This window comes from Roseomonas sp. SRI_022 (assembly GCF_057586215.1).
Genome location: NZ_JBYCZL010000003.1, coordinates 115,436 through 129,036, shown reverse-complemented (window position 1 = coordinate 129,036; position 13,601 = coordinate 115,436). Strand labels below are relative to the sequence as shown.

Below are 13,601 nucleotides of genomic sequence, written 5' to 3'. Positions count from 1 at the left end.
ATGCCGGGCATGATCGTCGCTCCGCAGCCGGAGGCGGTGGAAGCCGGCGCGCTGGTGCTGCAGCGCGGGGGCAATGCGATCGACGCCGCCATCGCCTGCGCCTTCGTGCAGGGCGTGGTCGATCCGCTGATGTGCGGCATCGGCGGCTTCGGGTCGATGCAGGTCCACATGCCGAAGCGCGGCGTGCATCAGGTGCTGGAATTCTACGCCCGCGCGCCGCTCGCCGCGCGGCCCGACATGTGGCTCGACAAGCTGCGCGGCCAGTCGCGCGACGGCTTCGCCTTCCTGCTCGAAGGAGGGATCAGCGAACAGGGGCATCTCGCCGTCTGCACGCCCGGCAGCGTGGCCGGCTATGCGGAGGCGCTGTCGCGCTGGGGGACGCTCGACTGGGCGGATGCCATCGCGCCGGCGATCGCCGAGGCGAAGCGCGGCGTGATGGTGCGCCCGCACATGCACTGGTTCTGGTCGCAGGACCAGGGCGCGAGCGGCCAGGTCAACACCGCCGACAAGCTGCGCCTGTCGGCGACGGGGCGCGCGCTGTACTTCCGCCCCGACGGCGAGGCGAAGCGCCCAGGCGACATGCTGCACAATACGGATCTCGCACGCACGCTGGAACGCCTGGCCCGTGGCGGGCCGGACCTGTTCTACCGTGGCGTGATCGCGCAGGAAGCGGCCGCCGATTTCGCAGCCCAGGGCGGGCTGCTCGCACGGAATGATTTCGCGGAGTACCGGACCTCCCTCGCGGAGCCCATCTGGGGCAGCTATCGCGGCCATCGCATCGCGACCAACCCGCCGCCATCGAGCGGGCTGTCGATGCTGGAACTGCTGCACATCCTCGAGAATTTCGACCTCGCTGCGCTTGGCCACAACAGCGCCGTGCATGTCCGCCTGCTGGCGGAGGCGATGAAGCGCATGACCATCGACAAGGACGCGCATATGGGCGATCCGGCCTATGTCGATGTGCCGGTCGATCGGCTGACATCGAAGCAGCACGCGGCCGGCCACGCCGCCTCGATCCGCGCGGGGGAACGGGCGAGCGTGAAGCGCCTCGACCGGTCGCAGCGCGAGACCACGCATGTCTCCGTCGTCGATGCGGATGGCAATGCGGTGGCGCTGACGCATACGCTCGGCAGCCCGTCGGGCGCGATCACCGAGGGCCTCGGCTTCATCTGGAACGGCACGATGAGCCGCTTCGACCCGCGCCCCGGCCGCGCCGGATCCATCGCGCCGGGCAAGCGGCGTGCGTCCTCCGCCGCGCCGACCATCGTCTTCCGCGACGACCGGGCCAGCATCGTGATCGGCGCGCCCGGCGGGTCCTACATTGCGCCTGCCATCGCCCAGGGCATCAGCAACGTGATTGATTTCGGCATGAGCATGAGCGACGCCGTCGCCGCGCCGCGCATCATGGGCGTGTCGGATACGATCGACGTCGCCAACCGCGTGCCGCGCTTCGTGACCGACGCGCTGGAGGCCGAGGGCTACGCGGTCAAGCGCAACCCGATGAGCTTCGCCTTCGCCGCCCTGCATGGCATCCGAATCGCGGATGGGCGGCTGGCGGGTGGCGCCGACCCGCAGCGCGACGGCATGGCGCTGCTGGTGCCGTAGGTGCGGGTCATCCCGCGGGATGACCCGCAGGGGGCCCTACATGCCGAGCGCGCGGCGATACAGGTCGAGCAGCGTCTCCTGCTCCTCGACATCCGCGGGCTCCTGTTTGCGGATGCGGATGATCGCGCGGATCACCTTCACGTCGAAGCCGGCCGACTTCGCCTCGGCCATGATGTCCTTGATGTCGGAGGAGAGCGCCTTCTTCTCCTCCTCCAGCCTCTCCACACGCTCGATGATCGAGCGCAGCCGGTCGGCCGCGATGCCGCCAACCTCGGTGTCGTCCTGTTTCGCCGCCGCTGACATGTTCCGCGCCTCTGTCTGAAGGGCCGCGGGTTTAGCCTTGGGCTTCTTCGCCATCAACCTTGCCTCTCAATGCCCCGGATTGGCCGCGGCGAATTTCGCCTTCTGCTCAGGCGTCGCTTCCTTCTGATGCGTCGCCTGCCAGTCCTTGTACGGCATGCCGTACACGATCTCCCGCGCATCGGGGTCGGCCAGGGCGATGCCCTGCGCCTCCGCCGCCTCGCGGTACCAGCGGGACAGGCAGTTCCGGCAGAAGCCGGCCAGGTTCATCATGTCGATGTTCTGCACGTCGTTGCGCTCACGCAGATGCTGCACCAGGCGGCGGAAGGCCGCGGCTTCCAGCGCAATTCGGGTGGCGTCGTCCATTTCGGGAACGGGCATGGCGCGGTCTCCTGATCCTGGTCCGGGGCAAATCTGGGGCAGGCGGAGGCCCGCGCCAAGCGCAGGGCGTCGAAAATGGCACCCCGGCCCTGGCCGCCCCGGGTGTAGTCTCCCGCCGCACGTGGCGGAGACGCCGCCGCGCGGGGAGGAAGCGTCATGTCGCAAAGCGCCCGGCAGACCGCCGCCGCCTTCGATCTCGCGGCCATGAAACGAGCCCTTGAACAAAGCGACGCCGACACGATCGTCTCGCTCTACGACGACGATGCGGAGATGGAGATCATCGACCGCAACCGCCCGCCCAGCACGCCCATGCGCCTGGTCGGCCGGCCGGCCATCGAGGCCTTCTGGCGCGACGTCTGCTCCCGCGAGATGACCCATGCGGTGGGCGAGACGATCAGCGACGCGCATCGCGCCGCCTTCGTCGAGCGCTGCGCCTACCCCGATGGCTGCCACGTCGTCTCGGCCATGACGCTCGAACTGCAGGACGGGCGCATCCGCCGGCACCTGACCGTCCAGGCCTGGGACGAGGTGAGTTGCGGGTAGTCCTCTGCGTGCCGAGGACATTCGGGGCATGAGCGGATCCGCAGGCCACTGAAAGCGGGCGCCAGTGCCCCATGGGACGAAGGGCCGAACCCGCCCCGCGCGGCATTGCCTCATGCGCCGGAGCGGCGATGATGCCGCCCGATGACATCGAGGACAGGACGCATGGCCCTTGACGACGCGACGGCCCGCCGGGCGCTGCGACGCCTCTTCGACGCGGCGGTGGCGAGCGCCGACCCCCGGGTCGTGCTGGCGCGCCACCTGCCTGAGAAGCCCCGGGGCCGCGTGCTGGTGCTCGGTGCGGGAAAATCCGCCGCGGTCATGGCTGCCGCCGTCGAGGCGGCCTGGCCGGACGTGCCGCTCTCCGGCCTTGTCGTCACGCGTTATGGCCACGGCTATCCGACGACGCGGATCGAGGTGGCCGAATCCTCCCACCCCGTACCGGACGAAGCCGGGGCGCGCGCCGCGCAGCGAATGCTGGACCTCGCGGGGCAGGCCGGGCCGGGCGACCTCGTGCTGTTCCTCGTCTCCGGCGGCGGGTCGTCGCTGACCACGCTGCCGGCGCCGGGCCTGTCGCTGCCCGAGCTGATCGCGGTGAACAAGGCGCTGCTCGCCTCCGGTGCCACCATCCACGAGATGAACTGCATCCGCCGCCACCTCTCGGCCTTTTCCGGCGGGCGGCTGGCGGCGGCCGCGCATCCGGCGCGCGTCGTCACGCTGGCGATCTCCGACGTGCCTGGGGATGACCCGACGGTCATCGCCTCCGGCCCCACCGTGCCGGACCCGTCCAGCTTCGAGCAGGCGCGCGCGTTGGTCGGCCACTACCGCATGGTGCTGCCGCCGGCCGTGACCGCCCATCTGGCCGCGGCGGCCGAGGAAAGCCCCAAGCCCGGCGACCCTCTCCTCGGGGAGCCCGACTACCGCTTCATCGCCACGCCGCGCATGGCGTTGGAGGCCGCCGCGACCGAGGCCCGCGCACTCGGCCTCACCCCCCTGATCCTGGGCGACGCGCTGGAAGGCGAGGCGCGTGAGGTCGGCACAGTGCTCGCCGGCATCGCCCTGTCCGCCCACGCCCATGGCCACCCCCTGCCCGCCCCCTGCGTCCTGCTGTCCGGCGGCGAGACCACCGTCACCATCCGCGCCGAGAAGCCAGGCCGCGGCGGCCGCAACGGCGAATGCCTGCTGGGCTGCACGCTTGGCCTCGCGGCCACGCCGGGCATCTGGGCGCTGATGGGCGACACGGACGGCATTGACGGGTCGGAGGACAACGCCGGGGCCATCGCGGCGCCCGACACGTTGGCCCGCGCCCGTGCGGCAGGGCTCGACCCGCGCGCGCTGCTGGCCGGCCACGACAGCCACCGGCTGTTCTCGGGGCTGGGGGATTTGCTGGTGACGGGGCCGACCCTGACCAACGTCAATGATTTCCGGGCAATCCTCGTGACCTGAGGCATCGCCTAACTTACATATCGTAAGCAACAGAAAAGGCTCGGCAGCTGGATCTTATCCGAGGTAAGCATCGCTTATGCGCGATCCGACCCTCGAAGACCTCTTTGCCCGCCGCGGCGCCATCACCCGCATCGCGACCGAGCTCGGCATCTCCACCGCCGCCGTGTCCCAATGGCGGCGGGTGCCGGATGACCGCGTCATCGACGTCGCCCGCATCCTGGGCGTAGAGACCCGGCTGCTGCGCCCTGACCTCGCCGAACCGCCCGCCCCGAAGCCGGAAGGATACGTCCGAATGGTCGCCCGCCCCGCCCTGCGCCGCCGCCGCCGCACCAAGGTGATCGCGACGCTTGGCCCTGCCTCCTCCACCATCGAGGTGATCGAGCGCCTGTACCGCGCCGGCGCCGATGTGTTCCGGCTCAACTTCTCCCATGGCAGCCACGAGGATCACGCCGCGCGCATCGACATGATCCGCGAGGTCGAACGGCGCGTCGGCCGGCCCATCGGCATCCTCGCCGACGTCCAAGGCCCGAAGCTGCGCGTCGGCAAGTTCCAGGCGGGCCGCGTGCAGTTGCAGACCGGCCAGACCTTCCGGCTCGACCTCAACCCCACGCCCGGCGACGTCAGCCGCGTCAACCTGCCGCACAAGGAAATCATCGCCGCCGCGCAGATCGGCACCACCCTGTTGCTCGATGACGGCAAGCTGCGGCTGCGCGTCACGCGCACCCGGCCCGATCACCTGGAAACGGAAGTCGTGGTCGGTGGCCCGCTGTCCGACCGCAAGGGCGTCAACGTCCCCGATGTCGCGCTGCCCATCCCCGCGCTGACCGAGAAGGACCGCGCGGACCTCGATTTCGTGCTGCCGCTCGGCATCGAATACATCGGCCTGTCCTTCGTGCAACGCCCCGAGGACGTCGCCGAGACCAAGCGCATCGCCGATGGCCGCGCCTGGGTCATGGTGAAGATGGAAAAGCCCCAGGCGGTCGAGAACCTCGACGGCATCCTGGCCCTGACCGATTGCGTGATGGTCGCGCGCGGCGACCTCGGCGTCGAACTGCCGCCCGAGGAGGTTCCCCTCGTCCAGAAGCGGATCGTCCGCGCCGCGCGCGCACTCGGCAAGCCCGTGGTCGTCGCGACGCAGATGCTGGAATCGATGATCACCGCGCCGAGCCCGACGCGCGCCGAGGTCTCCGATGTCGGTACCGCGGTCTTCGACGGGGCGGATGCGGTGATGCTGTCCGCCGAGACCGCTGCCGGCCAATACCCCTACGAGGCGGTCAACATGATGGACCGCATCGTCGCCCGCGTGGAACAGGACCCCGACTGGCGGCGCATCACCGACGCATCCCGCCCCACCCCCGAACGCACCAGCGCCGGCGCGATCGCCACCGCCGCCCGCCAGGTGGCCGAGACGATGGAAGCCGAGGTGATCGCCACCTTCTCCTCCACCGGATCGACCACGCTGCGCGTCGCCCGCGAGCGGCCGAACTGCCCGATCCTGGGCCTGACCGCGTCGCCCGAGACAGCACGCCGCATGGCGGTGATCTGGGGGGTGCACTCGCTGGAGGTCAGCGAGATCCACTCCATGACCGAGATGGTCGCCCGCGCGGTGAAGGCCGCACAGACCGAAGGCTTCGCCAAGACCGGGGATGAAGTGGTGGTGACGGCCGGCGTGCCGTTCGGCACACCAGGGACGACGAACGCACTGCGGGTTGCGATCGTGAAGTGATGGCGCGTTGAGACGCAGGGGCTCTGCCCCTGCACCCAGGCAGGAAACTCTGTTTCCTGCACCTTCGGATTGTCAGGCTGTCGTTCCGGCGGCGCTGCGGCGCCCATGCATCAGCAAGGCGCCATACGCGGGGGGGGGCTCTACCGCCTCGCCCCAAAGCAAACCGCGATCAGGTGCACGCACCTGATCGCGGAAAGACGCTCGCAGAAATTATGATTCAGCCGTCAAGACAGGCGCACCCTACGGCGCGCCGCCATTCAGCCGCGCGCTGCTGGAACCGGAGCCGGCGGCGGCGCTGCCTGAACCGGCGCCGGCGGCGGCGGCTGCTGCGCGCACGCCCCGAGGAGCGCGACGGGGACCAGGATGGTCATCACGGCCACCAGCTTCGAAGGGACGCTCATCTGATTCTCCATAATTCGATGGCTCATGGACACAGCATGATTGAAGGGCAATTCTTGGTGCGAAGTCAAACTATCAGTTGCGTGAGTCCGCTATCTTCAAGGAGTCGCACTATTGGGCGCGCTGCGATGCAGGATCGGTCCTGATCAGGACGAGCAAATGACCACCGATCCGCTTCAGGTATCGCGACGCAGGACCGTGGCGCGCGCCCCGCTCGCGCTGGCTGCGGCATGCGCCCTCGCCGCCTGTGGCACCACGCCGAAGCGCGAGGCGATCACCCGGCCAACCTCGCAACCCCGCCCCAACCCCGGCAACGCCGGTGGCGACCCGTCCGAATTCGTCGTCGGCGGCCAGCAACTGAATGCCGAGCTGCTGCGACGCTTTTACGCGCCCCACGGTTTCCGCGCCGTCTGGACAAGGCGGCCCGACCAGGCGGATGCCCTGGTGAACCTGGTGCTGCGCGCCGCCGACCACGGGCTGGACCCGGAGCTGTTCCACGCCAGCCTGCTGCGCCGCCGCGCCACCTTCCCGGCGCTGCGCCGCGACATGCTGCTGTCCGACGCCTTCATGGCCTATGCCGGCGCGCTGTCCTCCGGCGCCGTGCCGGTCGAACGCCGCCGGGACGGGGAGACGCTGACACCCGAACCGGTCGATGTCGCCGACACGCTCAATGCAGCAATCGATAGCCCCGACGCGGTGGCGGCGATCGAGGCGCTGGCACCGGCCACGCCGACCTACCGCGCGCTGCGCGACGCGCTGCGGCGAACCCGCCCCATCATCCCCATACGCGCGATCGCCCAGGCGTTTCGCATGCGCCAGCTTGCGATCAACCTCGATCGCCAGATCGCGGTCAATCTTGAACGCCAACGCTGGCTGCCGCGGCCGCTGCCGGCGGACCGCGTCTGGGTCAATGTCGCCGACCAGCGGCTGGATCTCTATCGCGCGGACCGCCCGGTTTTCTCGACGCGGATCATCGTCGGCGACGACGCGCCGCGCAATCAGAGCCCCGAATTCCGCACCAGCATCGAGGCCAGCTTCTTCAACCCGCCCTGGGTCATCCCGCGCGACATCGTGACCGCGGAAATCCTGCCGCGGCTCGACCGCGACCCGGACTACCTGGCGCGGAACAACATGGTCCTGCGCGACAATGGGGAGGTCGAGCAACTGCCGGGGCCGACCGCGGGGCTCGGGCAGATCATGTTCGACATGCCGAACCGCTTCGACGTGTACCTGCACGACACGCCCGACAGGCACCTGTTCAACCGCGGCAACCGCCGCATCAGCCACGGCTGCATCCGCGTGCAGAACCCGCTCGAGCTCGCCGCCCTGCTGATGCAGCAGCCGATCGACGCGATCAACCAGGGCATCGCGATGGGCAGCACCACCCGCAACAACCTGCCGGCGCCGGTGCCGGTCTTCGTGACCTACCAGACCGCCTTCACGGGTGCCGCCGGAGCGCTGGAGTTCCGCCCGGACTTCTACAACCGCGACGGTGATATCTGGCGGCAGTTGCAGAGGCGGGCGTGAAGGCGCGGTGAGACGCGGGGGCCCTGCCCCTGCACCCCGGCAGGAAACTCAGTTTCCTGTACCTTCGATCTGTTGGGCTGTGGCGTGGGCGAGACGGCGGCGCCCAGCCTCCATGTAGAATCCGTTAGACGTCTCGATTCCGTTCGACGTCGCCGCCGCACCGGATCATTCTCCGTGCGCACCATTCCACGCACGTGGCCTCAATGTCGCGGAGCATCAGAACAATGGTCGTGAATTCCACATCGCGGCGAAGCTTCGCCGCGGCGCTGGCGGCCGTGCCGTTGGTGCCAGGCCTGCTTGGAGCCCCCCGCGCGGCGGCGCAGGGTTCGGGCGCCACGGGCGAAGCCAGGTTCTCCTTCGTCGCCTACGGCGACTCTCGACCGATGATGTACCTGCCCTACCGCAACGGCCAACCCGAGGTCACACAACTGCTGACCGAGATGTTCGGATTGGTGCTGCCTGAGAGGGTCGCCGAAGCCGTGGTGCGGCGAGACGTGCGAACGACCTTCGACCCCGCCACCGGCGAGCTGATCCAGATCGTCATGCCCTTCGAAACCCGAAGCGAGGTCATGACGCTGACCTTCCATCAGGGCTGGGTCACCGAAGCCTCGGTCGAGGACAGGCGCCTGCTGCCCGGCGTGCACCGGACGATCTTCCGCCTTCAGGGCGGCGATTGGGTCACGCGCGAGCTCGTCAGGGATATCCGCAGCGGGCGTGCCAGATTCGCGATCAACGCCGGCGACGTCGTCTGGTGGGGAAACCAGGGTCGCACAGTGACGGAAAGCCCCTACTGGAGGCGCATCAACGACACCTTGCTGGCGCAACTGCCGCCCCCGGATGCCGAGATGCGCGCAGCCGGCCTCGAAGGGCGCTGGTTCATCGGCGTGGGCAATCACGAGGTCTGGGGCGATCCCAGGATCGACGGCGTGCTGTCGGCCGTGCCGTATTTGCGGCCGCTTGGCGTGACGCCCGACCGCCTGATCTACAAGTTCGACTTCAAGGACTCCCGCTTCATCTTCCTCTGGAGCGGCAAGTACGATTATCGCTCGCCCTCGCAGTGGGATGCCGATCGGCCGATCTATGCCGAGCAGATGCAGCAGATGCGGCAATGGCTGGACGATGCCAAGGCACAGGGACTGCGCAGGGCTTTCATCACCTTCCACAACCCTGTCTTCGCGCGGTCGGGCATGGGCGCCATTCCCGCTGCGGACAATCCGCACCGTGTGATCGCGTCCTACGCACGGGACATGGAAGTCATCGTCTTCAACGGACACGTCCACACGACCGAGATCTACGACGTGGACGGCGTGAAGTACCTGCTGCTGGGCGGCGGTGGTGCCGAGCAGGATCCGATCTTGCCGGGCCGCACGGCCATCAGGGTGCCGGCGGACTACCCGCCAGACCTCTACTGGCGGGGCCAGCCGCCCAAGGAGGAGTACAATTACTGCCTGGTCGACGTCGAACCGGGCCAGAGAACCAAATTCACGCTGAACCGCTTCCGCCCCTGGTCGTCCGAGCCCTTCGGTACGGTTGAGCTGTTTACGTGATCGAGCGGGATCTGCGCCCCAGGTGAGCGCGTGGCGACAGCACTCCTGATCGTTCACGGTCTGGTGGCGGTCGCGCTGCTCGGCGCGATCACCCACCAGGCCTTGGCGGCATGGGCGTCGGCGGGCGCACGACCTGTCACATTCTTCGGCCGCTTCCGCACCGTGCCGCCCGCGCACTTCGCCAACGCGGTCGTGGTTCTCTACCTGCTGTCCGCCCTGCTGGGCGCGATCGTGTACCTGTACTTCCGTGTCGACATCAGGCCCGACATGGAGCGCGCCGCGCAGTGGACCGCCCTCGGCCTCTTCGACCTCAAGGAGCATTTCATCTCGATCGGGCTGGCATTGCTGCCGGCCTACTGGCTGTGCTGGCGGCGGCCCAGGCCGGATGATCCCGACCTGACGCGTCGCGCGCTGACGGCAATCCTTGCCTTCACCGTCTGGTGGGGGTTCCTGATCGGGCATGTGGTGAACAACATCATGGGCTTCAGGCCGTGACGTCCGCACCCTGGGTCCGGCGCTTCGCCTTCGCGTGCGGGATCGCGTTCGGCCCCATCTACGTGCTCGCGCTCAAATTCGATCTCGCGCTCTTCACGGTCTTTCCCTCGCTCGGAATCGTACTGGCTGGCACGCACCGTCCACGCGATGTCGTCGCCCCTTCCATGTCGTTCCTTGCCCCGGCGATGTACTGGTACGGCTGGACCGCAACGGCCGCGCTCGGCGCGATGCTGTTCGGCTTGGTCGCGGCATGCTGGCCAGGCGGATTGGGGCGGCGCTTCTGGTCGGCCTGCCTCTGGATCGTGCCCATCGTTGCCATGGCCGCTTGCGTTTACCTGACGATGCCTTGGTTTCGGCTCTAGCAACCCATTCGGCCAGCGAGGGCCGCTCCGCCGAGGCAGCACGCCGCATGGCGGTGATCTGCGGGTGCACTCGCTGGAGGTCAGCGAAATCCACTCCGTGACCGAGATGGTTGCCCGCGCGGTGAAGGCGGCGCGAACCGAAGGTTTCGCCAAGACGGGAGCCGAGGTGCTGGTGACGGCCGGCGTGCCGTTCGAAAGGCCAGCGGCGACGAAGGCGCTGCGGGTGGCGGTGGTGAAGTGAAGGGGCGGGTTGCGCCGGTTGCGAGCGCGCAAGACGCAGGGGCTCTGCCTCTGCACCACGGCAGGAAACTCAGTTTCCTGCACCTTCGGTTTGTTAATCTGCCGTACGGGTCGGACGGTAGGGCCCATCCCTGTTTTGGTTCGAAGTGGTCGAACAGAGATTCCGCTTTGCGCCCAGATCCGCCATGCGACGCACATTGACCGAGCACTGGAAGCTGCAGTTCTGCCTTTGGCCATCGACAGGAGCTCAACCCGGTCCCGGCCGGCTCATCAGCCCCGACATGCAAGGTCCCACATTGGGGCATTTTTCATTGCAAATTCGTGTCGAGATGGACGTCGGCGCATTTTCATAGTACCCATTCCGCGGCTTGGTTTGCGGCAAGGGTCGTGAAGGTAACTCGCGCTGCGCTTTTTGCTGGCAAGCACGGTTAAGGGCTTGGGATCGGGGCACCGCCATGGCAGACGCTCGACCGCCAGGCCTTGGCATCACGGCGAAGCTGGTTCTGGTTCTCGCCGCCATCCTGATTGTCGTCGGCATCGTCTGGCACGGCATCACCGTCGCGACCTTCCAGCGCATCTGGCACGACATGGTCGAGCGCCCCGACGGGCCGATTTCCTTCCGCTTCATCCTGCAGCCAGCCATGGCCGCGCTCGCCGGCCTGCGCCAGGGGCTGCAGGACGCGCGTGCCGGGCACACCCCCTACTTCTCCTCGATGCTCCGCGAACGGCACAACCGCGTCGCGCATCTCCGCGAAGGCCTGAACTCGACGGCGCGCATCGTCCTGCTCGGCATCGTCATGGACATGGTCTACCAGGCGCTCGTCCTGAAAACCTTCTACCCGAACGAGGCGGTCATCATCGCCCTGATGCTCGCCGTCCTTCCCTATGTGGTGGTGCGCGGCCTGACGGGCCGCATCGCCCGCCGCTGGATCGCCCCCACCTCCGGACCGACCACCCCCTAGCCGTTGTCCAACCGTTCATCCGAAGGACATCCCCCGTGACCGAATCTGAGCACAGCGCCGCCGGCCGGTTCGACGTCCGGGTGACGTCGGACAGTCACTTCGCCTGGATCCGCACGCGCCTCGCTCTCGAGCGCACCATGCTGTCCTGGGTCCGCACCGCCGTGTCGCTGATCGGCTTCGGCTTCGCCATCGTCCAGTTCCTCGAACACTTCCAGCATCTGCCGGGAGTCCAGCCCGCCGCGCACCCGGAGGCCCCGCGCTACCTCGGCCTGGCGCTGATCGCCGCCGGCATCGGCTCGCTGCTCGTCTCCCTGTGGCAGTACTGGTGGACCATCCGCTACCTCCGCAGCGGTTCCTACGCCGCCATCGCCGGCATGACGAAGGAGGGGAAGCACTCCCCCCTCGCTGCCGTCGCGATCCTGCTCACCGGCATCGGCCTCTTCGCCTTCATGGCCGTTCTGCTGCGCATGGTCTGACGTCGACGCCGGACCAACCGGCGCGACGAGTAATCCCCGCCCGGGACCCAACAACGGAGACTCTCATGGCTGGAACGCGCAAGCCCAACATCCTCATCCTGTGGGGCGACGACATCGGCTGGTGGAACATCAGCTACAACAATCGCGGCCAGATGGGTTACTGGACCCCCAACATCGACCGCATTGGCAAGGAAGGCTGCACCTTCACCGACTACTACGGCCAGCAGAGCTGCACCGCCGGCCGCGCCGCCTTCATCACCGGCCAGAACCCCATCCGCACCGGCATGACCAAGGTCGGCATGCCCGGCTCCGACCTCGGCCTGCGCGCCGAGGACCCCACCATCGCCGTCCTGCTCAAGCCGCTCGGCTACACCACCGGCCAGTTCGGCAAGAACCACCTCGGCGACCGCGACGAATTCCTGCCCACCATGCACGGCTTCGACGAGTTCTTCGGCAACCTCTACCACCTCAACGCCGAGGAAGAGCCCGAAGACCCCGACTACCCTCGCGATCCCGCCTTCAAGAAGCGCTTCGGCCCTCGCGGCGTCCTGCATTGCAAGTCGGACGGCAAGGGCGGCCAGACCATCGAGGACACCGGCCCGCTAACCAAGAAGCGGATGGAAACCATCGACGAGGAAGTCACCGAAAAGGCCCTCGCCTTCATCGACAAGGCCCACGCGGACGGCAAGCCCTTCTTCCTGTGGTACAACACCACCGGCATGCACTTCCGTACCCACTGCGCGGCCAAGCACAAGGGCAAGAGCAACGGCCAGGGCGACTACAACGACGTCATGGTCGCCCATGACGAGAACATCGGCACCATGCTCGCGAAGCTCGACGAGCTCGGCATCGCCGACGACACCATCGTCATGTACTCGACCGACAACGGCCCGCACTACAACAGCTGGCCCGACGCCGGCATCACCCCCTTCCGCAGCGAGAAGAACACGAATTGGGAAGGCGGCTGGCGGGTGCCGATCTTCGTGCGCTGGCCGGGCACCATCAAGCCAGGCTCCGTCTACAACGGCGTCGCCTCGCATCAGGATTGGCTGCCGACCTTCCTCGCCGCCGCAGGCGAACCGGACATCTCCGCCAAGCTGCTGGAAGGCCACGCCGCCGGCGACCGCACCTACAAGGTCCATATCGACGGCTTCAACCTGATGCCCTACCTCGCGGGCGAGGTGAAGGAGAGCCCCCGCCACAGCTTCTTCTACATCAGCGACGACGGCGACATCCTGGCGCTGCGCATGGGCGATTGGAAACTGGTGCTGATGGAACAGCGGGCGAAGCAGCTCATGTGCTGGTTCGAACCCTTCGTGAAGCTGCGCGCACCGAAGATGTTCAACCTGCGCCGCGACCCGTTCGAGCGCGCCGACGAAAGCTCGAACACCTACTGGGACTGGGTGATTTCCCACGCCTATCTGATCTACGAAATGCAGGCGATCGTCGCCGGCCAGATCACCGCCTTCAAGCAATTCCCACCGCGCCAGAAACCCGCGGCCTTCAACCTCGACGAAGTGCTGCGGCACCTCCAGGACGCGGCGGGGAGCCACTCACACTAAGTCGGCTTGGATCGCGCCACCTCGTTGATGGGC

The 13,601-nt window shown here is 68.0% G+C and carries 14 protein-coding genes; 12 read left to right on the top strand and 2 right to left on the bottom strand.

Features of this window, described 5'->3' with window-relative positions:
* The gene (gene ggt / locus AC2YHJ_RS03860) at positions 1–1,605 is read left to right on the top strand and encodes a gamma-glutamyltransferase (protein ID WP_487394076.1); all 1,605 of its coding nucleotides are present in this window, start codon (positions 1–3) and stop codon (positions 1,603–1,605) included.
* 36 nt (positions 1,606–1,641) lie between these two features.
* On the opposite strand, the gene AC2YHJ_RS03855 is transcribed toward ggt, so the two are convergent.
* Together AC2YHJ_RS03855 and AC2YHJ_RS03850 are read right to left on the bottom strand one after the other, a co-directional pair.
* Entirely contained in the window at positions 1,642–1,908 is a 267-nt protein-coding gene (locus AC2YHJ_RS03855; RefSeq protein ID WP_487394300.1) for a DUF2312 domain-containing protein, read from the bottom strand.
* A 66-nt stretch (positions 1,909–1,974) separates the two neighbouring features.
* Positions 1,975–2,286 carry a DUF1244 domain-containing protein gene (locus AC2YHJ_RS03850; protein ID WP_487394075.1) on the bottom strand — a complete coding sequence of 104 codons (312 nt, stop codon included), beginning with the start codon at positions 2,284–2,286 and terminating at the stop codon, positions 1,975–1,977.
* Between the two features lie 156 nt (positions 2,287–2,442).
* On the opposite strand from AC2YHJ_RS03850, the gene AC2YHJ_RS03845 reads away from it, so the two are divergent.
* The 11 genes from AC2YHJ_RS03845 to AC2YHJ_RS03795 all read left to right on the top strand — a co-directional run bounded on the left by AC2YHJ_RS03845 (position 2,443) and on the right by AC2YHJ_RS03795 (position 13,568).
* Positions 2,443–2,829: a nuclear transport factor 2 family protein gene (locus tag AC2YHJ_RS03845; RefSeq protein WP_487394074.1), complete on the top strand. Its 387-nt coding sequence runs from the start codon at positions 2,443–2,445 to the stop codon at positions 2,827–2,829.
* Positions 2,830–2,991: 162 nt separating this feature from the next.
* The gene (locus AC2YHJ_RS03840; RefSeq protein ID WP_487394072.1) at positions 2,992–4,272 is read left to right on the top strand and encodes a glycerate kinase type-2 family protein; all 1,281 of its coding nucleotides are present in this window, start codon (positions 2,992–2,994) and stop codon (positions 4,270–4,272) included.
* A gap of 292 nt (positions 4,273–4,564) precedes the next feature.
* On the top strand, positions 4,565–5,998 hold the full coding sequence (gene pyk, locus AC2YHJ_RS03835; protein ID WP_487394298.1) for a pyruvate kinase: 1,434 nt from the start codon (positions 4,565–4,567) through the stop codon (positions 5,996–5,998).
* 558 nt (positions 5,999–6,556) lie between these two features.
* Complete coding sequence (locus tag AC2YHJ_RS03830; RefSeq protein WP_487394071.1) at positions 6,557–7,924, top strand: L,D-transpeptidase scaffold domain-containing protein; 1,368 nt, start codon at positions 6,557–6,559, stop codon at positions 7,922–7,924.
* A gap of 383 nt (positions 7,925–8,307) precedes the next feature.
* On the top strand, positions 8,308–9,471 hold the full coding sequence (locus AC2YHJ_RS03825; RefSeq protein WP_487394069.1) for a metallophosphoesterase family protein: 1,164 nt from the start codon (positions 8,308–8,310) through the stop codon (positions 9,469–9,471).
* Between the two features lie 63 nt (positions 9,472–9,534).
* Positions 9,535–9,966: a hypothetical protein gene (locus AC2YHJ_RS03820; RefSeq protein WP_487394068.1), complete on the top strand. Its 432-nt coding sequence runs from the start codon at positions 9,535–9,537 to the stop codon at positions 9,964–9,966.
* Positions 9,963–10,328, top strand: coding sequence for a hypothetical protein (locus AC2YHJ_RS03815; protein ID WP_487394067.1), 366 nt, complete (start codon positions 9,963–9,965; stop codon positions 10,326–10,328). Before AC2YHJ_RS03820 ends, AC2YHJ_RS03815 begins: the two co-directional genes overlap by 4 nt.
* A 64-nt stretch (positions 10,329–10,392) precedes the next feature.
* Positions 10,393–10,569, top strand: a complete 177-nt coding sequence (locus tag AC2YHJ_RS03810) for a pyruvate kinase alpha/beta domain-containing protein (protein WP_487394066.1) — start codon at positions 10,393–10,395, stop codon at positions 10,567–10,569.
* Between the two features lie 454 nt (positions 10,570–11,023).
* Positions 11,024–11,530: a hypothetical protein gene (locus tag AC2YHJ_RS03805; protein ID WP_487394065.1), complete on the top strand. Its 507-nt coding sequence runs from the start codon at positions 11,024–11,026 to the stop codon at positions 11,528–11,530.
* 35 nt (positions 11,531–11,565) lie between these two features.
* Complete coding sequence (locus AC2YHJ_RS03800; RefSeq protein ID WP_487394064.1) at positions 11,566–12,006, top strand: YidH family protein; 441 nt, start codon at positions 11,566–11,568, stop codon at positions 12,004–12,006.
* A gap of 65 nt (positions 12,007–12,071) precedes the next feature.
* Positions 12,072–13,568 (top strand): arylsulfatase, encoded by a 1,497-nt coding sequence (locus tag AC2YHJ_RS03795; protein WP_487394062.1) that lies wholly within the window; start codon positions 12,072–12,074, stop codon positions 13,566–13,568.
* The last annotated feature ends 33 nt before the right edge of the window (positions 13,569–13,601 follow it).

Coding starts and splice junctions, on each gene's coding strand:
- ggt (WP_487394076.1), top strand. CDS start 1: ATGCCGGGCATGATCGTCGCTCCGCAGCCGGAGGCGGTGGAAGCCGGC.
- AC2YHJ_RS03855 (WP_487394300.1), bottom strand. CDS start 1,908: ATGTCAGCGGCGGCGAAACAGGACGACACCGAGGTTGGCGGCATCGCG.
- AC2YHJ_RS03850 (WP_487394075.1), bottom strand. CDS start 2,286: ATGCCCGTTCCCGAAATGGACGACGCCACCCGAATTGCGCTGGAAGCC.
- AC2YHJ_RS03845 (WP_487394074.1), top strand. CDS start 2,443: ATGTCGCAAAGCGCCCGGCAGACCGCCGCCGCCTTCGATCTCGCGGCC.
- AC2YHJ_RS03840 (WP_487394072.1), top strand. CDS start 2,992: ATGGCCCTTGACGACGCGACGGCCCGCCGGGCGCTGCGACGCCTCTTC.
- pyk (WP_487394298.1), top strand. CDS start 4,565: ATGGTCGCCCGCCCCGCCCTGCGCCGCCGCCGCCGCACCAAGGTGATC.
- AC2YHJ_RS03830 (WP_487394071.1), top strand. CDS start 6,557: ATGACCACCGATCCGCTTCAGGTATCGCGACGCAGGACCGTGGCGCGC.
- AC2YHJ_RS03825 (WP_487394069.1), top strand. CDS start 8,308: ATGATGTACCTGCCCTACCGCAACGGCCAACCCGAGGTCACACAACTG.
- AC2YHJ_RS03805 (WP_487394065.1), top strand. CDS start 11,024: ATGGCAGACGCTCGACCGCCAGGCCTTGGCATCACGGCGAAGCTGGTT.
- AC2YHJ_RS03795 (WP_487394062.1), top strand. CDS start 12,072: ATGGCTGGAACGCGCAAGCCCAACATCCTCATCCTGTGGGGCGACGAC.